Source organism: Rhodanobacter sp. C06, assembly GCF_002001105.1.
In the GTDB taxonomy this organism is placed as follows: Bacteria; Pseudomonadota; Gammaproteobacteria; order Xanthomonadales; family Rhodanobacteraceae; genus Rhodanobacter_A.
Genome location: NZ_MUNP01000078.1, coordinates 1 through 21,869, shown reverse-complemented (window position 1 = coordinate 21,869; position 21,869 = coordinate 1). Strand labels below are relative to the sequence as shown.

Here is a 21,869-nt window from a genome sequence, read left to right as displayed (position 1 = left end):
GCCCACCGGAGAGGAGCAGCCCATGCAGTTCATGATGTTCGTGGTGTCGGACCCCGCGGCCGAGCCCTACGTCCCCGAGCAGGACAACATCGCGGAATGGGTGGCCGACACCACGGTCGGCGGCACGCGAATCACTGGTGACCGGCTGCGGCCGCCGTCACACGCGAAGACCGTGCGCGTGCGCGCCGGCACGACACTGGTCAGCGACGGCCCGTTCGCCGAGACGAAGGAATGGATCGCCGGCTTCGACCTGCTGGACTGCGCCAGCGTCGACGAGGCGATCGCGATCGCCGCGCGCCACCCGATGGCCCGTTTCGGCAGCATCGAGCTGCGGCCGTACTGGCCCCTGGACGTGGAAGAGGAACCACGCCGGCGCAAGGAGCGCGAAACCGGCGCCTGAGTTTGGGCGAGGGTGGCGACTACGCCTGCGCCGCCGTCACCACGATCTCCACCTTCCACGCCGGGTTGGCGAGGCGCGCCTCCACGGTGGCGCGTGCTGGCGCGTGGCCCGGCGTCGCCCAGGCATCCCACGCGCGGTTCATGCCCGCGAAGTCGGCGATGTCGGCCAAGAAGATCTGCGCGCGCAGGATGCGCGTCTTGTCGCTGCCGGCCTGCGCCAGCAGCGCGTCGATCGCCGCCAGCACCTCGCCGGTCTGGGTCTCGATGTCGGCGCCCGCGGTTTCGGGCACCTGCCCCGCCAGATAGACCATGCCGCCATGGATGCAGGCCTCTGACATGCGCGGGCCGGGTTCGATGCGTTGGATCACGACAATACCTCCTCGAAAATGTTGCGCCGCGCCTCGTGGCGCGACGCGGGTCCGTCACTCGGCGGGGCCGTCATGCCACACCCAGCCCCTCGATGCCCGCGATGGCCGCGCCATCGAAGCCGGCCAGCTCGGCGAAATGCCGGCCGCGCTCCGCGTAATCCTTGAACTGGTCGAAGCTGGGCGCGCCGGGCGAGAGCAGCACCACGCCGCCTTGCGGCGTCACGATGCGGGCCATCTCCACGGCCTCGTCGAAACTCTCGGCTTCGCCCAGCGGCAGCTCGGTCTTCGCCTGCCGCAACGCCTGCGCGATGCGCGGGCCGTTGGCGCCTTGCGCGACGATGCGCAGGCCGCTGCGATCCTTCACGGCCGCCACGAATACTGACCAGTCCAGTCCGCGGTCGTGGCCGCCCACGATCACCGTGACCTCGCGCCCGGCGAGGCTGTCCAACGCGGCTAGCGTGGCCTGCGGCGTGGTGCTGATGGAATCGTTGATCCAGTCGATGCCGTCGTGCGCGCCCAGCGGCTGCAGGCGGTGCGGCAGCGGGCGGAACGTGGCCAAGGCTGGGGCGGCGGCGAGCGCGTCCATGCCCAGATCGGCAAGCGCGGCGAGCGCGGCGCAGGCGTTGAGCGCGTTGTGCACGCCCGGCGCCGCCATGCGCGCGAGCGGGAACACCGCCTGCGTGCCGCGCCGGATGTGGCCATCGGCCACGTGCCAGCCCGCGTCGTGGCCGAAGCGCAGCAGGCGCGGATGCCGCTGCACGCGCTCCAGCAAGGCCGCTTGCGTGGCATTGACCAGCAGCGTGCGTGCCGCGTCGGCGAGCTTCAGCTTGTCGGCCACGTAGCGTTCGCGCGAGCCGTGCCAGTCGAGGTGCTCCTCGTACAGGCTGGTGACCACGCCCAGTTCCAGCGGACCGGCTTCGCCGGTCTGGAAGCTGGACAGCTCGATCGCCCACAGGTCGGCCGACTGGCCTTGCAGCTCCAGCATGGGCAGGCCGATGTTGCCGGCCAGCGCGGTGCGCACGCCAAGCGCGCGCGCCAGATGCGCGACCAGGGCGGTGGTGGTGCTCTTGCCCTTGGTGCCGGTGACCGCGACCACGCACGCATCCGGATGCTCCGCGAACCACAGCGCGGTGCCGGAGGTGAACACGGTGCCCTGCGCTTGCGCGGTGGTGACCGCCGGCTTGTAGATCGAGATGCCCGGCGACTTCACCACCACGTCGTAGGCGGACAGCGCCACCGAACCCGGTTCCTGGCCGTAGACGGTGAGTGCCGCATCGAACTCGCGCGCGGCGGCGACTTCGCTGTCGCTGCAGTACAGCGCCAGCGGCAGCTCCGGCAGGCGTGCGTGGATTGCACGGATCGCGGCCCGGCCTTCGCGGCCGAAACCCCATACCGCGACGCGCTTGGCCGCCAGCTCAGCGATGCGCATGGGCATGCCTTGGCTGTAGGAGCGCACCCTGTGCGCGATGGGTTCGCCCGATCGTCGAGGCAAAAAGCCATCGCGCACAGGGTGCGCTCCTACAAATCGATGCGCTCATGCGCCGATGGCCTTGAGCGCCGCCTGCAGCCGCGCCGGCACGCGATGCTCGGCGGAGGGTTCCAGCCACGGCTCCAGCGCCAACTGCGCGGCATCGAGTTGCGGCAGGATCTCGCTGCGGAAGCGTTCGACCAGCGCGTCCTCCTGCCACTCCGGCCGCTGGCTCAGCGCGTACATGGCCGCGCGCGCCTCGGCGCCCTCGCCCACGCATTCGAACGGCTTGTGGTCCTGGTATTCCAAGAGCGCGTCGAAGCCGGCGGCCTGCGCCTCGTCGTCCAGCAGGTTGCGGCCGAAGATCGCCAGCAGGCGCGGCTTGGGCAGGAACGGCGCCAGCGCGAGGAACACGAAGTGGCATTTCGGACATTGCCCGCACCAGCGGTCGGCGGGCTTGGGGCCGAGCAGCTTGAAGTTGCGGTTGCAGCTGGAGAACGCGTCGAAGTACGGCGCGAGCTTCGCGAACGCGCGGGTGATCGCCAGTTCCGAGTACGGCCGCAGCAGCGAGCAGTAGTCGAGGTCGGCGGCCACGTGCGTGTGCAGCCAGTCGCCGAGCAACTGCTCGAAGGCGTAGCCCTTGCTCCACTGGTGGTTCACCTGCTGGCCGTCGTACTCCAGCGTGGCGGCCGAGGCGGAGCGTTCGTTGGCGAACGCGATGGAATCGTGGCCGTACAGGATCGCGGCCACCGCGAGGATCGCCGAGTTCACCGCGGTGACCGGGATGTGGCCGTTCCACGCGCCGCGCTGGTTCAGCTCGAACAGCGCCGGCGCCAGCTCGCGCTGGATGTTCAGCGTGGGCAGGCCGGTGCGCTCGGCGCAGGCGGCGATCAGCGCCGAGTTGCCGACCCACACCGCGGTGGCGTCGCCCCCGATGGACTTGATCGCCTCCACCGCGACGAGGGAATCCTTGCCGCCGCCGATGGGGACGAGGGTGCGCTTGGGGAGGCCGAGCGATGGAGCTTGTGGCGGGGTTGCCCCCTCACCCCGACCCTCTCCCCCCAGGGGAGAGGGAGTGTGGCGAGGGAAGGCGATGCGCCCACGCAGATCCAGCCCATTGCGGTAGGCGAACTCGGCCAAACCGTGCAGATACAACGCGTCGAGCAGATCGGCGGTGGCGTCGTCGAGCGAACCATCGGCGACCTCGATCTTCGGCGGCACGCCGGCCTTGTAGTAGCTCACGCCGGCGATCAGGTGCAGCAGCTTCAGCGCGGCGTCGAACGCGGCCTGCCGCTCGCGCGGCAGCGCCGGCGCGTGCGGAAAGCGGATGCGCTCCACCATGGCCTCGCCATCGTCGAAGGCATAGGCCAGCTCGGCCACGCCGTCGGCATAGCGCGCGTGGAGGAAGCGGAACACCTGGGTCAGGCGGGGGTTGTGGATCGTCGTCACGCCTCAGTCTCCATCGCATGCTCCCTCTCCCCGCCGGGGAGAGGGCTGGGGTGAGGGGCCGGAGCTTGCCAAAGCCTCCACGATCACCTCCAACACGCCATCAATATTCGTCAGTACATCATTGTCCCAGAAACGCAGCACGCGGTATCCCATGGATGCCAGCTTGCGCGTTCGTGCTTCGTCGTATGCCACCTGCTCGCCATGCTGTGCGCCGTCGAGCTCCACGATCACGCCTGCATCCGGACAGGCAAAATCAGCGATGTAGCGGTCTATCTCGTGTTGGCGACGGAATTTCCAGCCTTGCAACTGGCGATTGCGCAGAAAGAACCAGAGCTTCCGCTCGGCGTCGGTTTGCCCAACCCTCAGCCGCCGCGCTCGATCCACATGCAGACGCTTCATCCTTGAAACCTCGCTCCGTTGGCAATCCATCGCGAGCACCCGCCCCTCACCCCAGCCCTCTTCCTCGCTCCTCAGAGCAGGGCCATCCATGGCCCTTCCCCGCGTCCCAAAGGGGAGAGGGAGCAGAGCTTCAAACGTCGATCACGACTTCCTCGGTCTCGCCACGCAGGTTGTACGGCGAGGACATGACCTTGCCGTAGGCGCCGGCCTGGGCGATCAGGATCACGTCGCCTTCCTGCGGCTCCGGCAGGCGGCGATCGCTGCCCAGCACGTCGCCGGATTCGCAGATCGGGCCGACCACCTGGAACAGGCCGGTGGCCGGTTCGTCGAGCCGCGTGAGGTTGGCGATCTCGTGCCAGGCGTCGTACAGCGCGGGGCGGATCAGGCTGTTCATGCCGGTGTCCACGCCGAGGTAGCGCCAGCTGCCCTTGCCCTTGGTCTGGGTGACGCGCGCCAGCAGCACGCCGGCGTCGGCCACGAGGTAGCGGCCCGGCTCCATCCACAGCTGGTAGTGCGGGTAGGCCGCCTTGACCTCGCGCAGCACCTTGTCCAGCGCGGCGATGTCCAGCTTCGCCTCGCCGGGGTGCGAGGGCACGCCCAGGCCGCCACCGATGTTGAGGAAGGCGATGCTGCCGATGCGTTCGGCGAGGCTGGCGAGCTGGTTGAACACCTCGCCCCAGTGCCTCGCGTCGAGCACGCCGGAGCCGAGGTGCGCGTGCAGGCCGCGCACGGTGACGCCGTGGGCATCGGCATGCCTGAGGAAGGCGTCGAGCTGTTCCAGCGGCAGGCCGAACTTGCTGCCGCTGCCGCCGGTGCGCACCTTCTCGTGGTGGCCGAGGCCGCGACCGAGGTCCACCCGCAACACGATCTCGCGGCCGCGGAACAGCTCGCCCCAATGCTCGATCGGATGCAGCGCGTCCAAGGTGATGGTGGCGCGGCTGGCGAGTCCACGCACGAAGTCCTCGCGCGAGGCGAAGTTCGGCGTGAACAGCAGCGGTGCGTTTGCCGGCACCGCCGCGGACACCGCCTCCAACTCGCCCGGCGACACACATTCGAACGCGAAGCCTTCCGCGGCTATTGCGCGCAGGATCGCCGGATGCGTGTTCGCCTTCACCGCGTAGTGCAAGCGATCCACTGCCGCCAGCGCCTTCAGTTCACGCGCCTGTGCACGCACGGTGGGCAGGTGGTAGATGTAGCGCGGCGTGGCCTCGGCGGCGATGGCCAGCAGGCGCTGGCGTTCGCCGTCGCGCCACCACGAGGGCTGCGCCAGCGCCTCGCCGCTGCCGTACAACGCCTGCCAGCTGGGGCCGAACAGCACGCTGTCGTCGGTACGCAACGCGCCGGCGGCGATCAGCAGCTCGTGCAGGTGCGGCAGCAGCTCGTCCACCACGTCCTCGTCCACCACGAAGGTGAGGTTGAGGTTGTTCGACGACTGCGAGATCAGGTGCACGCGCAGCTGGTCGAACTCGGCCAGCACGCTGGACAGCGTGTGCAGCATCGAGCGCATGCCGCGGCCGACCAGGGTGATCGCGGCGCACGGTGCGATCACCTTGACCCGGCATACCTTGGCGAGGTCGCCGGCCAGCGCGGCGATCGCGTCGGAGTCCAGCAGGTTCTCGGTGGGATCCAGCGACACGGTGACGTTGGTCTCGGCCGAGCCGATCAGGTCCACCGACAGGCCGTGCTGCTTGAAGTGCGCGAACACGTCGGCGAGGAAGCCGACCTGCTGCCACATGCCCACCGATTCCATCGACACCAGGGTGATGCCCTTGCGCGCGCTGATCGCCTTCACCGACGGCGCGTGGTCGCGCACCTCGGGACCGATCACGGTGCCTTCCAGCTCGGGACGGTTGGTGTCCTTCACCAAGAGCGGCACGCGCGGCTCGCGCAGCGGCGACAGGCAGCGCGGGTGCAGCACCTTGGCGCCGGTGGAGGCGATCTCCTGGGCCTCCTCGTAGTCCAGTTTCTGCAGCAGGCGTGCGCCCGGCACCTGGCGCGGGTTGGCGGTGAACATGCCGGCCACGTCGGTCCAGATCTCCACCCGCGCCGCCTTCAGCAGCGCGCCGAAGTAGGACGCCGAGGTGTCCGAGCCACCGCGGCCCAACAGCACGGTGCGGCCCCCGCCCTGGTCGGAGGTGGGCTCGCGCGCGATGAAACCCTGGGTGATGAACACCTCGCCCTGCGCGGCGAGGCGCGCGTTGAGCGCGGGATCGGGGCGGGCTTCGACCATCGCCGACAGAAGGCGGGTGCGCTCGTTCTGGTTCGGCAGCGCGGCCGCGGCGAGGCAATCGCGCGCGTCCACCCACTGCGTGGGCAGGCCGCTCTCGCTGAGGAAGGCCGCGCCCAGCGCACTGGACATCAATTCACCATGCGCCTGTACCCGCGCCGACCAGGCCAGCTCGCCCAACCGCGCGGGACCTTCCGCGGCCAGCGCCGCCAGTTCGTCCAGGCGCGCGCCCAGCGTGGCTGGCAGCGGCAGCTGCATGTGCGCAAGCAGGTCGTAGTGGCGTTGCGCGATCGCGCCGGCCGCCGCCTTGCGTTTGCCCTGGTCGCCCTCGCCGCACAGCTGTTTCAGCGCGTCGGTGATGCCGGTGAGCGCGGACACGACCACCAGCACGCGCGCGCCTTCGGCGCGGCGGCTGGCGACCAGCTCGCGGATGTTCTGCCAGCGCGGCAGGGTGGCGACACTGGTGCCGCCGAACTTCATCACGATCCAGGGGGCGTCCGCAGGCAGCGGCGCGGGGGCGTTGGGATTCACGGCTCTCTTGGGCGGTTGGCGGGAAACGATCCCGCCAGTGTTGCGCCGCGTCAAAGCGATTGCAAGATTTTTTGCAAGTGACTTCGTTTGGACGTCCAGACGTCCACTTGTCGAGCCACCCGGCGGCTTGCCGGCGCGCTGCTAGACTGCGCGCTGCCGACCAGGAACCCGCCAGCGCATGACTGCCGCGCCATCCGTCCTGCCCACCGTGCTGCGGGCACTGCCCGAGGCGGTCGTGGCAATGGCAGCCGCCCTGCTCGCCCTGGCTTGCGCGCAATGGTTCGCGCCCGGCCCCGGCAGCGCCGTGCTGGCGGTGGTGCTGAGCCTGTCGCTGGCGCGCAGCCGGCTCGACCGCGACCGTCGCGGCCGCCTGGAAGCGGCCATCGCGCTGCCCGTGGTGGGACTGGCTGCGACCGGCGTCGGCTGGTTGCTGTTGCACGCGCCGTGGATCGGCGCCGCGGCGTTCACCGTGGGCGTGGCGGCATCGGTGTGGCTGCGCCAGTTCGGCGAGTTGGCGCGACGCGCCAGCCGGTTGATTGCCCTGCCCTTCGTGACCGTGCTCACCGTGCCGCATTTGTCCGGCGCGCAGCACGGGCGGCTGCCTGCCGCCGTGGTGCCGATACTGGTGGCACTGCTGGCGCTGGCATGGGTGTCGTTGCTCGACGTGCTGGGCCGGCGCATGGGCTGGCTGGCCGACGGGCGCACACACCACGCGACTGCGCCGGTTCGCGCCCCATCCACCCATGCGCGGCTTTCCGCCACCACGCGCATGGCGTTGCAGATGGTGGTGGCGCTGGTGCTCGCGTTCGCCGTGGGCCATCTCGGTTTCGGCGAACACTGGCCGTGGGTGGTGCTGACTGCCTTCATCGTGCACAGCGGCAACCGCGGCCGGCTGGAGGTGGCGTACAAGAGCCTGCTGCGCCTGGCCGGTGCAGCGGGCGGCTGCGTCGCCGCGGCCCTGCTCGTCACGCCGGCCGGTGCGCACGGCAGCGTGGCGTTGATCCTGCTCGCGCTGTTCCTCGGCACCTGGCTGCGCCAGCTCAACTACACATGGTGGGCGCTGTTCGTCACCGTGGCGCTGGCGCTGCTGCAGAACTACGCCGGCTTGCCCGCAACTTCGGAAATGGCACTGCGCCTGGCGGCGATCGCGGCCGGCGCGGCCATCGGCGTGGCCACCGCGTGGCTGGTGGTGCCGGTGCGTTCCACCGATGTGTTGCGCCGGCGTTTGGCCGACGCGCTGGCCGCGCTGGGCGAGGCGCTGGACCCGACGATAGAACGACGCGGGACGACGGCCTTCGTGCGTGCACTCAATGATGTGGAATCGCTGACGCCGGCGTTCCGCGCGGCACGTGTGCTCGGGCTGCGCCAGCCGGCGGACTGGATCGATGCGCTGTCCGTTTGTCGTGCGCCTGCGCTGGCCTTGATCGAACAAGGCGCTACGCCGGGGAACGTGCGGCGTGCGGTGGGTGCGGCAAGGCAGGCACTGCGGGAGCCGGAGCGCTTGCTGACAGCGTTGGAAGCATTGCGGGATTCACTCCCTCTCCCCGCCGGGGAGAGGGCTGGGGAGAGGGGCCAGTCCGGCGAAAGGACCTGACGAAGTATCGCGTGGCTTCAATGAAATGCTTTCGCGAGCACCCGCCCCTCACCTCAATCCTCTCCCCGGCGGGGAGAGGAGGCGAAGGCGTGCGCTGACCGACTCGTTCGGCGGCACCGCGCAAGTCCGGACCCTCTCCTCACTCCTCTCCCGGAGGGAGAGGAGGCGAAGGCGTGCGCTACGCGCACTGCTTTATTGAACAAAGACGGGGATTTTCCCGATCCGCGCCTGCCACTCCTTCGGGCCCGTCTGGTGCACCGAGGTGCCGGCGCTGTCCACCGCCACGGTCACCGGCATGTCCTTCACTTCGAACTCGTAGATCGCCTCCATGCCGAGGTCGGCGAAACCGACCACGCGGCTCGCCTTGATCGCCTTCGACACGAGGTAGGCCGCACCGCCCACCGCCATCAGGTAGACGGAGCGATGCTTCTTGATCGCCTCGATCGCCGCGGGGCCGCGTTCGGCCTTGCCGACCATGCCGAGCAGGCCAGTCTGCGCCAGCACCTGCTCGGTGAACTTGTCCATGCGGGTGGCGGTGGTGGGGCCGGCGGGGCCGACCACTTCCTCGCGCACCGGATCGACCGGGCCCACGTAGTAGATGAAGCGACCCTTGAAGTCGACCGGCAGCTTTTCGCCCTTGTTGAGCATCTCGACCATGCGCTTGTGCGCGGCGTCGCGGCCGGTGAGCAGCTTGCCGTTGAGCAGCAGCACCTCGCCCGGCTTGAAGCTGGCGACTTCGTCCTGCGTGATGGTGTCGAGGTTCACCCGGCGCGCGTTGGTCGGGTTGTAGGTGAGCTTGGGCCAGTCTTCCAGCGAGGGCGGGTCCAGCGTCGCCGGGCCGGAGCCGTCGAGCACGAAGTGTGCGTGGCGGGTGGCGGCGCAGTTCGGGATCATCGCCACCGGCAGGTTCGCCGCGTGGGTGGGGTAATCCTTGATCTTGACGTCGAGCACGGTGGTGAGACCGCCCAGGCCCTGCGCGCCGATGCCCAGCGCATTGACCTTCTCGTACAGCTCGATGCGCAGTTCCTCGACGCGGTTCGACGGCCCACGCGCAATCAGCTCCTGGATGTCGATGTGCTCCATCAGCGATTCCTTCGCCAGCAGCATCGCCTTCTCCGCGGTGCCGCCGATGCCTATGCCGAGCATGCCGGGCGGGCACCAGCCGGCGCCCATGGTCGGCACGGTCTTCAGCACCCAGTCCACGATGGAGTCGGAGGGGTTCAGCATCACGAACTTCGATTTCGCCTCCGAGCCGCCGCCCTTGGCCGCCACGATCACCTCCACGGTGTCGCCGGGCACCACCGAGACGTTCACCACCGACGGCGTGTTGTCCTTCGTGTTGAGGCGACGGCCGGCCGGGTCGGCCAGCACGCTGGCGCGCAGCTTGTTGTCCGGGTCCATGTAGGCACGGCGCACGCCTTCGTTGACCATGTCTTCCACGCCCATGGTGGCGTCGTCCCAGCGCACGCCCATGCCGATCTTCAGGAACACGGTGACGATGCCGGTGTCCTGGCACAGCGGCCGGTGGCCTTCGGCGGCCATGCGCGAATTGATCAGGATCTGCGCCATCGCGTCCTTCGCCGCGGGCGATTCCTCGCGCTCGTACGCGGCGGCCAGCGCCTTGATGTAATCCACCGGGTGGTAGTAGCTGATGTACTGCAGGGCGTCCGCGACGGACTGGATCAGGTCGGCTTGCTTGATGGCGGTCATGGCGATGGCTTGGGCGGGAATGAGGGACGCCATGGCGATGAATCCATGGCGCGAACCCCTTATTGTGCCGCAGCCCGCACGCGCACCCAAACTTGCGATCTTCTCGCAATTTCTTGCACGGCTATCGGCGCCGAAGGCTCCGGAGTAGGCTCGCCGGGCGGCGCAACGCCAGTCGTCAGGGGAGACCGACGACGTCGCTGGGGCAACCCTTCATCAGTTCGTCTCGACGAAACGCTCTTGCGGATCAACCGTAAGGCGTGGCGGCGACGCGTCGTCGCCCGTGCACGCCCGAATCTTTGCCATCAGGAGGAAGCGCAATGTTCGCGAAACTGCATCGCAAATCCCTGGCCGGCTGCCTCGCCCTGCTGTTCGCAGGCGTGGGCACCGCCGCGTGGGCCGCCGACGTGCGGCCGAACGTCGACATGGGCCTGGCCGCTTCGAACCAGCCCGTGCACGTCACCTTGATCCTGAAATTGCGCCACGAGGCGGCGCTCGAGGATTACATCCGGCAGACCATCACTCCCGGCTCGGCGCACTACCGCCAGTTCCTCGGCACCGCCGAGTTCGCCAGCCAGTACGGCGCCAGCGATGCGGACATCGCACGGGTGCAGGCCTTCCTGCGCCAGCAAGGCCTCTCCAGCACGGTGCTGGCCAGCCACCTCGCGATCGAGACCAGCGCCACGCCGGCCCAGCTCGGCGCGATGTTCCAGGCGCCGATCCACGAGTACGTCTCCGCGCGCAGCGGCCGGCGCTTCCATCGCCCCGCCACCGCGCCACGGATGCCCGCCGCGCTGGCCGGCAGCGTGATCTTCGTCAGCGGCCTCAGCAACGAGCGGCAGTTCCTGTCACACCGCATCAACCTGCCCCAGTTGCCGGCGACGGCGCAGCGAACCTTCACGCTCAAGGCGCTCGCCAAGACGCCCGGCGGCAACCCCACCGCCACCGGCATACCGGGCGACTACACCGTGGGCGACGTGGCGAACTTCTACAACATCAATCCGCTGTACCAGCACGGCATCAACGGCAAGGGTTCGACGGTGGCGATCGTGACCCTGTCCAACTTCTATCCGTCCGATGCGCAGACCTACTGGAGCGACATCGGCCTGGCCACCAAGCCGAACCGCATCACCCAGGTGCACGTGGACGGCGGCGGCGTCTTCGACGGCGGCAGCGGCGAGACGGCGTTGGACGTGGAGCAGTCCGGCGGCATCGCGCCGTGGGCGAACATCATCGTCTACGACGCGCCGAACGCCGGCAACGGCTTCACCGATGCGTTCGCGCAAGCCGTTTCCGACAACAAGGCCGACAGCATCTCCACCAGCTGGGGCTCGCCGGAGATCTTCAACTTCGCCGCGCTCAACGTGAACGGCGCCAGCGACACCGACACCAGCGACGTCGGCGACCTGCGCGCCTTCCACCAGATCTTCCTCGAAGCGGCCGTGCAGGGGCAGTCGGTGTTCGCCGCCTCGGGCGATTCGGGCGCCTATGACACCGTGCGCGGACTGGGCACAGGCACCGGCCCGGGTGAGTTCAGTGCGCCGCTGACCGTGGATTCGCCGGCCTCCGATCCGTTCATCACGGCCGCTGGCGGCACCACGGTGCCGTTCACCTTCGGCATCCAGGGCGACCCCACCACCTCCATCACGCAGGAGAGCGTGTGGGGCTGGGACTATCTGCAGGTCTACCTCGATACCTATGCCCCGACTCCGGGCGGCTGGCGCGCCCAGCTGTTCTCGGTCGGCGGCGGTGGCGGCGTGAGCGTGTACTGGCACAAGCCGGTCTACCAGTGGTTCACCCAAGGCATCCGTCGCAGCGAGCGCAAGCAGGCGCTGGTCTACAACGACCCCAGCGCCGGCCCCACCACCCTGCTCGCCTTGCCCGCGAACTTCAGTGGCCGCAACGTGCCGGACATCGCGCTGAATGCCGACCCGGAAACCGGCTACGTGCTGTATTCCACCACCGACGGCGGCCTGGGTTCGGCGGGCGGCACCAGCTTCGTGGCGCCCCAGCTCAACGGCATCAGCGCCTTGCTGACGCAGAGCATCGGCCATCGCGTGGGCTTCTGGAATCCGCAGGTGTACCTGCTGCAGAACATCTTCGGCTACGGCCCGTGGTCGGCTTTCAACAGCGTGAACGCGGGCGACAACTGGTTCTACTACGGTGCGCCGAAGTACACGCCGGGCGCCGGCATCGGCACGCTCAACGTGGCCAACCTCAACCTGTTCCTGGGCGGTCACTGAGGCCCGCGCACGACTTCCATCGTCGGGACAACGGCCGCGCAAGCGGCCGTTGTCTTTTCCACCGGCGAAAACTCAGAAGCGGAATTCGGCGAAGGCCGAGAACATGTCGATGTTCTCGCCGACCCTTTCGCCATAGATCGTCGCCCGCCCGTGATAGCGGTCGTAGCTCGCGCCGATGCCGAAGTTGCGGTTGAAGTCGTAGCCAAGGCCGAGACCCGCATAGCCGCCATTGCCGCTGTAGCTCTGCGAGCCGAGGCCACTAACGTTCGTGTCGAACGTGGAACGGAACCAGCCGGCGCGCGAGGACAGGTACATGTTGTTGCCGAAGCGGTACTTGAAGTTGCCGCCGAGCAGCCAGCCCGAGGTCTTCGCGCCGATGCCGTAGGTGCCGCCATAGGGGCCTGCATAGTAGGGCACGTAGCCCAGGCCGCTGGCCTTGCCCAGATCGACGTAGCCGCCTTCGGCGCCGAAGCTGAAGGCGCCGGCGTTCCAGTCGTAGCCCAGCCGCACCGCACCGGCGGTATCGGTCTTGTCGTTGAAGCCGCTGTCGTGATAACGCGACTGACCCAGATTGCCGTTGATGAAGAACGCGCCGTCGTCGGCCATCGCCGCGGTCGATGCGGCGGCCAGCAACGCGGCCGCGACGGTGATGTGAATACGCTTGTTCATGGCTTCCCTGTTCGATGTTTTCTGGTGGTGTGCCCGCGTGCCCCATGCGCGCGGGCCGCGCATTCTCGGGAATGCGGCAGCACGCTTGCAACCGCCATTCGGCACGAACATCGGGGCCTGCGCAGCGGCTGCGATATTGCGTCCGTTGGCGGGGACTTGCCGCACGACCGGGCTCCCGCCATGCTCGCCCCGGTCCTTTCCCGCGGCGGGATTCCATGAGCGTATCGACTTCGTCCGGCGGCTATGTCCGCCGTCTCGGCATGCGCGATGCCGCGCTGGTGGTGATGGGCGGCATCATCGGTGGCGGCATTTTCCTCAATCCCGGCATTGCCGCGCAGCGCACCGGCTCGGGGCTGGCGCTGCTGTCGGTGTGGATCGGCGCGGGCGTGCTAACCCTGCTCGGCGCGTTGTGCTACGCGGAGCTGGGCGCGCGTCGGCCACAGGCGGGCGGCAGCTACATATACCTGCGCGAAGCGTTCGGGCCGCTGGCGGGTTTCCTGTTCGGCTGGACGATGCTGCTGGTGATCTATTCCGGCTCCACCGCGGCAGTGGCGACGATCTTCGCCAGCTATGCGGCGGCCGTGTTCGGCCTGCCGGCGGCGGCCACGACGCCGCTGGCCGTGGGCGCGCTGGTATTCGTGGCGGGCATCAACCTGCGCGGCCTGCGGCTTGGCGTGCCGGTGCACAACCTGTTCACGGTGCTCAAGCTGCTGGCCGTGGCGACACTGGTGGTTTGCGGCTTGTTCTTCGCCGGTGCGGGCGCGCCGGTGCTGGCGGCCGATCCGGCGCATGCGGATGCGGGTTTCATGGGCGCGGCGCTGCCGGTGCTGTTCGCCTACTCGGGCTTCACCTATCTCAACAACCTCGCCGGCGAAGTACGCGAACCGCAGCGCACCCTGCCGCGCGCGCTGCTGCTGGGCATGTTCGGCGTGATCGCCGCCTACGCACTGGTCAACGTGGCCTATCTCGCCGTGCTCGGCCATGCCGGGCTGGCCGCCAGCCACACGCCGGCGGCGGATGTCATGCAACGCGTGGCCGGCGGCACGGGCGCGAAGTTGATCGCCATCGGCATCGCTGTCTCCACGCTGGGCTTCTGCAACATCACCCTGGTGGCCGGTGCGCGCGTGCTGCAGGTGATGGGCGAGGACGGCTTGTTCTTCGGCGTGGTTGGCCGACTGCATCCGCGCCACCGCACGCCGAATATCGCGCTGCTGCTGCTTGCGGGCTGGGCCAGCGTGCTGGCGCTGTCGGGCAGCTACGGCCAGCTGCTGGACTACGCCACCTTCGGCGACTGGCTGGCCTGCGCGATCGGCGTGGCCACGCTGTTCCTGTATCGCCGGCGCGACCTCGCCGAGCCCGGCTACCGCGTCCCCGGCTACCCGCTGACGCCCTTGTTGTTCATCGCCACCGTTGCGCTCGTGGTGGTGCAAAGCCTGCGCGACAGTCCGTACAACACCGGCATGGGCGTGCTGATCATGCTGACCGGCGTGCCGGTCTACTGGTGCTGGCGCCGCCTGTTCAGCGCCACGCGTTCCTAGCCGGCCGCGGCAATGCCACAATGCGCGGATACGGTTGAGGAGATCTCGCATGGTGCCAGCCCAAGCCCACGGTGTGCCGGTCGCTCCGGACAGCAGCATCGTGCCCGCGGCGGTGCGCGGCGGCATCGCGGTCGAGATCAACGGCGAGCATTTCGTCCACACCGGCGACCCGCAGATGCCACTCCTGTGGTATCTGCGCGACGTGTTGTGGCTCACCGGCACCAAGTACGGCGGCGCGCACGGCGAGAACGGTTCCGACCTGGTGCTGGTGGACGACAAGCCGGTGTCCGCGATCACCCTGCCGATGGCGAAGCTGGACGGCAAGCGCATCACCACGGTGGAAGGCCTGGCCGCGAACGACGGCGCCCTGCACCCGCTGCAGCAGGCCTTCATCGACGCGGACGCGATCGGTTGCGGCTACTGCACGCCGGGCTGGCTGATCGCCGGCGTGGACCTGCTGAAACGCAAGCCGCAACCCACGGACGCCGACATCGACCAGTTGACCAACACCTGCCGCTGCGGCTGCCAGACCCGGGTGCGCGCGGCGATCAAGCGCGCCGCCGCCGGCAAGGCGGGCCAGGCATGAGCGCGCAGACCTCGAACGGTGCCGCCACGAACGGCCTGCGGCTGTCGCGCCGGCGCTTCCTGCAGATCCTCGCCGGCACCGCCGGTGCGCTGGTGGTTGGCGTGCGCATGGCGCGTGCCGATGAGCCGCCGCTGCCGCCGGAATGGCTGGGCAATCATTTCCAGGAGCTCGGCGCTTACGTGCGCATCGACGCCGAAGGCAACGTGCTGATCGGCGCGCGCGATCCCGACACCGGCACCGGCGTCGCCACCGCGCTGCCGATGATCATCGCGGACGAACTGGACGCCGACTGGAACCGCGTCAGCGTGGTGCCGCTGGGCCTGGGCGTCAGCGCGAACGACAACGGCCAGCCGCGCTGGACCTACGGCCGCCAGCGCGGCGGCACCGGCGACTCCATCCCCGCCGCCTGGGCCGAGCTGCGCCAGGCCGGCGCGCTCGCGCGCTGGCTGCTCACCCAGGCCGCCGCGCGCCGGCTCGGCATCGCCGCCGACCGCCTGCGCTGCGAGGCCGGCACGGTGATCGCGCCGGACGGGCGCCGCGTCACCTACGGCAGCCTGGTCGACGACGCCAGCAAGCTGGACCTGCCGACGCAGACGCCGGCACCGAAGGCGCCGGAGCGCTACACCCTGATCGGCAAGCCGGTCGGCGACGTGGGCGCGCACGCCATCGTCACCGGCCAGGCGAAATACGCGATCGACCATCACGAGGCCGAGGCACTGGTCGCCGTGCTGCTGCACTGCCCGTGGCCGGACGGCAGCCTGTCCAGCATCGACACCGCGCCCGCGCTCGCGGTGAAGGGCGTGGTCAAGGTGATGCACCTGAAGCCCGAACCCGGCCAGCCGCCGGGCCATACCGTGATCGCGCCCGCGGTGGCGGTGCTGGCCGAGAACACCTGGGCTGCACTCGTCGGCCGCGACAAACTCAAGCTGGAATGGAAGCCCGGCGCCGCCGCCGGAACCGGCAGCGGTGCGCTGGAACAGCAGGCCATCGCCCTGCTCGACAGCAAGGCCGCACCCACCACCCGCGTGCGCGACGACGGCGACGTGGACAAGGCCGGCAAGCACGCCGCGTACCGCCTCGAGGCCAGCTACTACCAGCCCTGGCTGGCGCATGCCTGCCCCGAGCCGATGAACTGTCTCGCGCACGTCGACAAGGACCACGCCCGCCTCGTGGTGCCCACCCAGGCGCCGCAGCAGGCCTGGGCCGTGGTGCAGCGCCTCACCGGCCTCGCCGCCGGCAAGATCGAGATCCGCGTGCCGCGCGTGGGCGGGGGCTACGGCCGCCGGCTCGACCACGACTACGTGGCCGAGGCGGTGATGCTGGCCCAGGCGGTGAACAAGCCCGTGCGCCTGCTGTGGACGCGCGAGCAGGACTTCGCCCACGACTGGTACCGCTCCGCCAGCGTGCACAAGATCGGTGCGATCATCGACGCCAAGCGCAACATCGTCGCCTGGAACCAGCGCCTCGCCAGCGCCTCCGCGCTCACTGGCCGCAGCGTACCCGCCGACCGCTTGTGGACGTCCGAAGTGCTGCCCGACCAGTTGCCAGCCGGACTGGTGCCGAACTACCGAAGCGACTGGTACGCGCTGGAATCCACGCTGCCGCGCGGCCCGCACCGCGCGATGCCGCAGCTCGCCAACGCGTTCGCCGCGGAGAGCTTCATCGACGAGCTCGCCCACCAGCTGCGCGAGGACCCGCTCAAGACCCGCCTGCGTCTGCTCGGCGAGCCGCGCAACATCGCGCTGAAGAACGGCGGCATGCTGGACACCGGCCGCCTGCGCAACGTGCTGCAGCTGGTCGCCGACCGCATCGAGTGGAAGAACTGGCTGCGCAGCGTCAACGGCCTGGGGCTCGCGTGCTGGCACATGGACGGCGCCTACGTGGCGCACGCCATCGAGACCTCGCTGCAAGGCGACAAGCTGGCCATCGCGCGCGTCGTCTGCGCGGTGGACGTGGGCCGCGTGATCAACCCGCTCGGCCTCGAAGGCCAGGTCGCCGGCGCCACGCTGGACGCGCTTTCCACCGCGCTCAACCTCGCCATCACCTACAAGGACGGCCAGGTCCAGCAGCGCGACTGGAAGAGCTACCCGCTCGCCAGCATGGCCCAGCTGCCGAACAGCGTCGAAGTGATCGTGGTCGACGGCGGCAACCGCCCGCCCACCGGCGCCAGCTTCCTCGCCATGCCCACCGCGGCCCCCGCGCTCGCCAACGCGGTGTTCCGCGTCAGCGCGGTGCGCGTGCGCAGGCTGCCGCTGATGAAGGAATTCCTGCGGCTGTCCTGAGGAGCGCGCAAGCTTGATCGACCTGGCGCGGGCCCGTTACGCCGAACTAAGCGGAGGTTCGCCATGAGCAATCACGAAACCTATGCCACCGTATGGGATGCCATCGCCTACACGCCGGAGCAGGCGGCAAACCTGCGTGCCCGGGCCGAACTGATGCAGCAAATCGTCGCCATCATCGGCGCCAGCGGCTGGAAGCAGAGCGAAGCGGCCGAGCGCTGCGTCGTGACCCAGCCGCGCATCAACGATCTGCTGCGCGGCCGCGTATCCTGCTTCTCGCTCGATGCGCTGGTGAACATCGCCACGGCGCTGGGACGACGCGCCCATCTCGCACTGGACACGGCCTGAGCGAAATCTGCACGTGTCAGCGCGAGGCGAAGTCACACCATTCCACGCCGCGCCGAAGAATCAGCCGGTCGCAGCCCTTCGGTGGCTGCGGCGGCACCGGCAGCGTATCGCCCAGCTGCCATTTTCCCAGCCGCCGCAGGATTTCTGGCATCTCGGAATCGGCGACGGCCAACGCGTTGCCATCACCATAGCCCGTATGCCCGCGATAGCGCAGGATGCGCGTGTAGTCGCCCACGCCACGCCGCGCATAGACCTCGATCCAGTAGGCGTAGGGCGCATGGCCGGTGGGATAGTTCACAATCACGTCGCCGCGCAGTGGGCCGTGCTCGACGAAGCGCGCGTCTTGATTGTTGTTGCTGCCGCGTGTGTCGTTGACAAACACCGGGTGGAAGCGATCCGCACCACGGTCGTAGGCGTACAGCACCGTGCGGATGTCGCAATTACCGTTCATGCCGGACGTCGAGCAAGTCTGCAGCAGCAACAGCGGGGCGTTTTCCCTCGCGCCCGCATGCACCACCTTGGCCGTGCGCAGGGCGTACGCCGTGTTCGTCCCCGGGTAGGTTTTCGTGGGGCCGTATTTCTCGGAACACTCCACAGCCAGCGTCTTGACCAAGCAGACCGCCAGCGCGCCTGGATCCGTGAACCCCGGCATTGCACTCGGGTCAGGATCACGCGCCACCACGAGCGTCCACTGGCTGACCGTCGCAAACGGCTCGCTCAAATCCAGACGATCAAGCACCTCTGCCGGCTTGCCCTGCCACGTTGGAATCGCCGCGACCACCACTCGGTCGATTTCAGCCGACGGCAACGGTTTCGCCACTGCTGCCGATGCGACGTGCCAAACCAGACACGTCGCGAGCCCTGCGCAGACTCGAAGCGCAACCTCGTCAAGCATGCGTCGCACCAACCGGATCACTATCCGACCTCCCGACCAAGCGGGCAAAAGCATACGCCTCGATCGGGCAAGTTCTCTGGCTGCACGCAGCAGGATACGTGGCAACCCTCAATGGAACTGGTCGCTGGCCGGCACCCACGAGCTCGACGAAGTGGCCGGCACGTGTCCCTTCACCACCGGCTCGGTCGGCGGACAGCCGGGCGGCATCAGGCCGCCGGTGACGCGCGCCTCGGCGCATTGCACGCGGTTGTCCAGCACCACGGATGCCGGTGCTGCCGCGCTCGCCGCCGGCGCGGGCGGCGGCACGCTGGGCACGCTGCCGCCGGGCACGGCCGGCAGGTTGAGCCGGTCGTAGACCTTCTGCGCCGCGGCCGGCGGCGGCGAGTCGGCGTCTCCGCAACCCAGCAGCGCCACCGGCACCAAAGGCATCACCTTGCACTTGATGCGGATGCCGCGCGGCAGGTGGAAGGTGTGCTGCAACGTGGTCTTTTCGGCCGCCTGGCGCAGCGCGGTGTCGATCGAACTCTCGCCGGGTGGCGTCCAGTACGGGTCGAAGCTTGTGGGCTTGTAGCTGATGCCCTTGATCTTGTGGCGCATGACGTTGGTGTCGCCGGTGGGTTTGAGCTGCACGTATTCCGGCACGCTGCCCGGCGCCTGGCCGGATGGCTGGGCGCCGTTGCTCGCACCGGCACCTTCGTGCTCGCCGGGCTGCTCGCCCTCGCCCTTGCCTGGGGCGCCCGTCGTCGCGTGGCCCAGGCCGTGCGAGGTCGGCGGGCCGTTGCCGTGCACGCTGGCCGTCTCGCTGACGCGGCTGCTGCCTTGCGGCTCGCCGGGGCGGGCGTTGTCGCTGCCCTGCGGGTTTGCGTTCGGCGCGGTGCTGACGTCCGGCGCGGCGGTTTCGCCCGTCTTGGCGGCAATCTCGCTCGGCGCGACAGTCGCGGTGGGCGCCGGTGCGGTGGTCGATGGATTGGCCGGTGCCGGCGTGCTTTCGGCACGCGACAATGCCACCGGCGCCGGCTGGCTGATCCGGGTGAGCGCCTGTTCGTTGGCGATCTCCAGCGTGGCCTTGGGCGCCGGCGTCACGCTGGGCGCGGCGGGCGCGGTCTGCGGGACCGCGGCGAGCGGCTGCTCCGCGACCTCGACCGGCGCCGGTGCCTGCAGTTTCGGCAGTTGCCGTGGTGCGTTCGGCGCGGGTGCATTCAGCGTGGTCTGCAGGCTCACCTGCGGCGCGGCTTGCGCCGGCAGCGGCACGGCCTGCAACTCGGGCGCGGGCGGCGCCGCGGGCAGATCCACGTGCATGGGCTGCGCGATGGCCGGCGCCACGGTGTTCGGTGCCACGCGGTCCAGCGCCACGCTGGGCGGCGCGACCACGGGCGGTGCCTGCGGCGGCAGCGTGGGCAGCGCCAGCGAAGGCGGTGGCGGCATCGGCTGGTTGCCTTCGGCCTGCGGTGCACGCACAGGTTGCGGCTGGAACTTCGGCGGCACCGGCGGCTGCAGCGTGGGCTTGGGCAGGTTCACCGGCGGCGGCTGGTTCGCCAGCGGCACCGGCTGCAGCTGCGGCACGGGCGCCGGTTGCGGCAGGCTGGGCGGCGGCGGGGGAGCGGCGACCGCCTTCGCGGGCGGCACGGCCGCCGCTTGCGCGGCGACGGCAGGCGCCGGCCGCACGGTCGCACTCGCACTGCGCCGCACGCCCGGGCTCGTCGCCGCGTGGCCCTGGTGCACCGGCCCCGCCTGGCGCGGCGGTTCGCCCTTCGGCGGCGGCGGCGGCGCGAGATCCGGCAACTCGATGAAGCGCAGCTTCATCTTCGCCGCCGGCGCCTCGCCCACCGGCGGCGGTTCCCACGCTGGCCCCAGGATGAAGGCGAACAGGAACACCAGGTGCACCAGCAGGCTGCCGGCGAGCGCGAACACGCGCCGCCACAACACGGGCGGCCGTGGCCGCTTCCGCGCCCGCTGGTTGAGCATGTGCGAGGAAGCAGCCAGTGGCGAATTCAGCAGCACCTGCGCCGGCCGCTGGGCGGGCGGGTGCGGTGCGTTCGGGTCCGTGGGCAGCGGCATGCGGCGAGTGTAGCGGCCACTGCCGCAACTTCTATTGCCCCGCCGACTGCCTTGTCTGCTTCGCGCGCTGCTCGCGCAACTCCTCGTCCACCGCGCGGATCGGCGTGTCGCTGGGACAGCCGTCGGCGAGCGGCTTGCCGGCGCGGTACAGCGCGATGCACCTGGACAGCGGCGGCGGCCTGGGCGCGTTCGGGTTTGGCGCCAACGGCGCCGGCGCCATGTTCAGGCGCACGTCGCCGTCCTTCGGCGACGGCGGCGGAGGCGGATCGCCGCCGCAACCGCCGGCCAGCATCGCCAGCGAGACCGCGCAGTGGATGCGGACGCCAGGCAGCGGGTGGAAGGTGTGCTTCACCGTGGTCTTGTCCACGGCCTTCTGCAACACGTCGTCGATGGCGTTGCTGCTGCCGTTGCCCCAGTCCTTCTCGAAGCGGGTGGCCTGGTATTTCACCGGGCTGTCGTGCCGCATGATCCGCGTGTCGCCCCGCGGCATGCCCTGCACGTACTCGGGCACGGGCGCGCTGGCGGCACTGGCCGGCAGCATGGCCTGGCCATTGCGGTCGAACAGCCGAGGCGGCGCCACGCTGGCCGCCGGCGCGGGCAGTTGCACGCTGAGCGCGTTCTTCGCCGCCGGTTCGGCGGCATGCCGCGACGGCGTGCGCGGCGGCGGTGGCAACGGCACGGCCGGCGGCGGCGCCTTCGCGGCCGGCGCGGTGGCCGCGGGAATGAAACGCACCTCGAGCACGTCGGTGACCGGCGCTGCCGGCCCCGGCCGCGACGGCGGCGGGCGCATCGCCAGCCACACCATCGCCGCGAACACCAGGTGCAGCAGCACCACGACCGCAAGCACCAGCCACGCCAGCCGATAGCCGCGCGGCGGCTCGCGCCAGCGCAGCTGGCGCAGGCGCGCCGTGGTCGCCAGGTCGAGCGCAAGCGTGCCGTCCCGGTCGGGGCCGGGCGGTGCCGTGTCGCGGGTTGCGGCCTGCGTGCGGTGGACGATGGGAATGCTCCGTATGGGCGACGACGCCGAGAGAACGTCCTCCCATGCCAGCATGGGAGGACGTTCTCTCGGCGTCGTCGCCCATACGGATCATTCCCATCGTCCACCGCACGC

General features: G+C 69.8%; 17 protein-coding genes. 7 read left to right on the top strand and 10 right to left on the bottom strand.

The window, feature by feature from the left end; translation table 11 throughout:
- Positions 1-22: 22 nt before the first annotated feature.
- A complete protein-coding gene (locus B0E52_RS17585; RefSeq protein ID WP_077485883.1) occupies positions 23-400 on the top strand; it encodes a YciI family protein in 378 nt (125 codons plus the stop codon).
- A 19-nt stretch (positions 401-419) separates the two neighbouring features.
- Here the strand turns inward: B0E52_RS17585 and B0E52_RS17580 are convergent, their stop codons facing one another.
- The 5 genes from B0E52_RS17580 to B0E52_RS17560 form a co-directional block, all read right to left on the bottom strand.
- Positions 420-767, bottom strand: a complete 348-nt coding sequence (locus B0E52_RS17580) for a RidA family protein (RefSeq protein ID WP_077485881.1) — start codon at positions 765-767, stop codon at positions 420-422.
- 70 nt (positions 768-837) lie between these two features.
- Positions 838-2,196 (bottom strand): UDP-N-acetylmuramoyl-L-alanine--D-glutamate ligase, encoded by a 1,359-nt coding sequence (gene murD, locus B0E52_RS17575; RefSeq protein ID WP_077485879.1) that lies wholly within the window; start codon positions 2,194-2,196, stop codon positions 838-840.
- A gap of 105 nt (positions 2,197-2,301) precedes the next feature.
- Positions 2,302-3,684 (bottom strand): UDP-N-acetyl-alpha-D-muramoyl-L-alanyl-L-glutamate epimerase, encoded by a 1,383-nt coding sequence (murL, locus tag B0E52_RS17570; protein ID WP_077485877.1) that lies wholly within the window; start codon positions 3,682-3,684, stop codon positions 2,302-2,304.
- 3 nt (positions 3,685-3,687) lie between these two features.
- Entirely contained in the window at positions 3,688-4,083 is a 396-nt protein-coding gene (locus B0E52_RS17565) for a DUF559 domain-containing protein (RefSeq protein WP_139351741.1), read from the bottom strand.
- A gap of 130 nt (positions 4,084-4,213) precedes the next feature.
- Positions 4,214-6,841, bottom strand: a complete 2,628-nt coding sequence (locus B0E52_RS17560) for a bifunctional aspartate kinase/diaminopimelate decarboxylase (RefSeq protein ID WP_256363994.1) — start codon at positions 6,839-6,841, stop codon at positions 4,214-4,216.
- Positions 6,842-7,019: 178 nt separating this feature from the next.
- On the opposite strand from B0E52_RS17560, the gene B0E52_RS17555 reads away from it, so the two are divergent.
- Positions 7,020-8,435: an FUSC family protein gene (locus B0E52_RS17555; RefSeq protein ID WP_077485875.1), complete on the top strand. Its 1,416-nt coding sequence runs from the start codon at positions 7,020-7,022 to the stop codon at positions 8,433-8,435.
- A 192-nt stretch (positions 8,436-8,627) separates the two neighbouring features.
- Here the strand turns inward: B0E52_RS17555 and B0E52_RS17550 are convergent, their stop codons facing one another.
- Positions 8,628-10,145: a fumarate hydratase gene (locus tag B0E52_RS17550; protein ID WP_077485873.1), complete on the bottom strand. Its 1,518-nt coding sequence runs from the start codon at positions 10,143-10,145 to the stop codon at positions 8,628-8,630.
- A 317-nt stretch (positions 10,146-10,462) separates the two neighbouring features.
- On the opposite strand from B0E52_RS17550, the gene B0E52_RS17545 reads away from it, so the two are divergent.
- The gene (locus B0E52_RS17545; RefSeq protein WP_077485871.1) at positions 10,463-12,385 is read left to right on the top strand and encodes a S53 family serine peptidase; all 1,923 of its coding nucleotides are present in this window, start codon (positions 10,463-10,465) and stop codon (positions 12,383-12,385) included.
- 72 nt (positions 12,386-12,457) lie between these two features.
- On the opposite strand, the gene B0E52_RS17540 is transcribed toward B0E52_RS17545, so the two are convergent.
- Complete coding sequence (locus B0E52_RS17540) at positions 12,458-13,054, bottom strand: outer membrane beta-barrel protein (protein ID WP_077485869.1); 597 nt, start codon at positions 13,052-13,054, stop codon at positions 12,458-12,460.
- A 215-nt stretch (positions 13,055-13,269) separates the two neighbouring features.
- On the opposite strand from B0E52_RS17540, the gene B0E52_RS17535 reads away from it, so the two are divergent.
- The 4 genes from B0E52_RS17535 (at position 13,270) to B0E52_RS17520 (ending at position 17,805) form a co-directional block, all read left to right on the top strand.
- Entirely contained in the window at positions 13,270-14,592 is a 1,323-nt protein-coding gene (locus B0E52_RS17535) for an amino acid permease (RefSeq protein WP_077485867.1), read from the top strand.
- Between the two features lie 49 nt (positions 14,593-14,641).
- Positions 14,642-15,178, top strand: coding sequence for a (2Fe-2S)-binding protein (locus B0E52_RS17530; protein WP_077485865.1), 537 nt, complete (start codon positions 14,642-14,644; stop codon positions 15,176-15,178).
- On the top strand, positions 15,175-17,460 hold the full coding sequence (locus B0E52_RS17525) for a molybdopterin cofactor-binding domain-containing protein (RefSeq protein ID WP_077485863.1): 2,286 nt from the start codon (positions 15,175-15,177) through the stop codon (positions 17,458-17,460). Before B0E52_RS17530 ends, B0E52_RS17525 begins: the two co-directional genes overlap by 4 nt.
- 63 nt (positions 17,461-17,523) lie before the next feature.
- Positions 17,524-17,805: an XRE family transcriptional regulator gene (locus B0E52_RS17520; protein WP_077485861.1), complete on the top strand. Its 282-nt coding sequence runs from the start codon at positions 17,524-17,526 to the stop codon at positions 17,803-17,805.
- Positions 17,806-17,821: 16 nt separating this feature from the next.
- Here B0E52_RS17520 and B0E52_RS17515 read toward each other — a convergent pair whose 3' ends face one another.
- From B0E52_RS17515 to B0E52_RS17505, 3 genes are all read right to left on the bottom strand, one after another.
- The gene (locus tag B0E52_RS17515; protein WP_139351740.1) at positions 17,822-18,700 is read right to left on the bottom strand and encodes a hypothetical protein; all 879 of its coding nucleotides are present in this window, start codon (positions 18,698-18,700) and stop codon (positions 17,822-17,824) included.
- Between the two features lie 108 nt (positions 18,701-18,808).
- On the bottom strand, positions 18,809-20,758 hold the full coding sequence (locus B0E52_RS17510; RefSeq protein WP_254426857.1) for a hypothetical protein: 1,950 nt from the start codon (positions 20,756-20,758) through the stop codon (positions 18,809-18,811).
- Between the two features lie 31 nt (positions 20,759-20,789).
- A complete protein-coding gene (locus B0E52_RS17505; RefSeq protein WP_254426856.1) occupies positions 20,790-21,809 on the bottom strand; it encodes a hypothetical protein in 1,020 nt (339 codons plus the stop codon).
- Between the last annotated feature and the right edge of the window lie 60 nt (positions 21,810-21,869).

Bases quoted from the DNA above. Each gene is read 5' to 3' on its own strand.
- B0E52_RS17585 (WP_077485883.1), top strand. From the start codon at position 23: ATGCAGTTCATGATGTTCGTGGTGTCGGACCCCGCGGCCGAGCCCTAC.
- murD (WP_077485879.1), bottom strand. From the start codon at position 2,196: ATGCGCATCGCTGAGCTGGCGGCCAAGCGCGTCGCGGTATGGGGTTTC.
- B0E52_RS17565 (WP_139351741.1), bottom strand. From the start codon at position 4,083: ATGAAGCGTCTGCATGTGGATCGAGCGCGGCGGCTGAGGGTTGGGCAA.
- B0E52_RS17555 (WP_077485875.1), top strand. From the start codon at position 7,020: ATGACTGCCGCGCCATCCGTCCTGCCCACCGTGCTGCGGGCACTGCCC.
- B0E52_RS17550 (WP_077485873.1), bottom strand. From the start codon at position 10,145: ATGACCGCCATCAAGCAAGCCGACCTGATCCAGTCCGTCGCGGACGCC.
- B0E52_RS17545 (WP_077485871.1), top strand. From the start codon at position 10,463: ATGTTCGCGAAACTGCATCGCAAATCCCTGGCCGGCTGCCTCGCCCTG.
- B0E52_RS17540 (WP_077485869.1), bottom strand. From the start codon at position 13,054: ATGAACAAGCGTATTCACATCACCGTCGCGGCCGCGTTGCTGGCCGCC.
- B0E52_RS17535 (WP_077485867.1), top strand. From the start codon at position 13,270: ATGAGCGTATCGACTTCGTCCGGCGGCTATGTCCGCCGTCTCGGCATG.
- B0E52_RS17530 (WP_077485865.1), top strand. From the start codon at position 14,642: ATGGTGCCAGCCCAAGCCCACGGTGTGCCGGTCGCTCCGGACAGCAGC.
- B0E52_RS17525 (WP_077485863.1), top strand. From the start codon at position 15,175: ATGAGCGCGCAGACCTCGAACGGTGCCGCCACGAACGGCCTGCGGCTG.
- B0E52_RS17520 (WP_077485861.1), top strand. From the start codon at position 17,524: ATGAGCAATCACGAAACCTATGCCACCGTATGGGATGCCATCGCCTAC.
- B0E52_RS17515 (WP_139351740.1), bottom strand. From the start codon at position 18,700: ATGCTTGACGAGGTTGCGCTTCGAGTCTGCGCAGGGCTCGCGACGTGT.
- B0E52_RS17510 (WP_254426857.1), bottom strand. From the start codon at position 20,758: ATGCCGCTGCCCACGGACCCGAACGCACCGCACCCGCCCGCCCAGCGG.
- B0E52_RS17505 (WP_254426856.1), bottom strand. From the start codon at position 21,809: ATGCTGGCATGGGAGGACGTTCTCTCGGCGTCGTCGCCCATACGGAGC.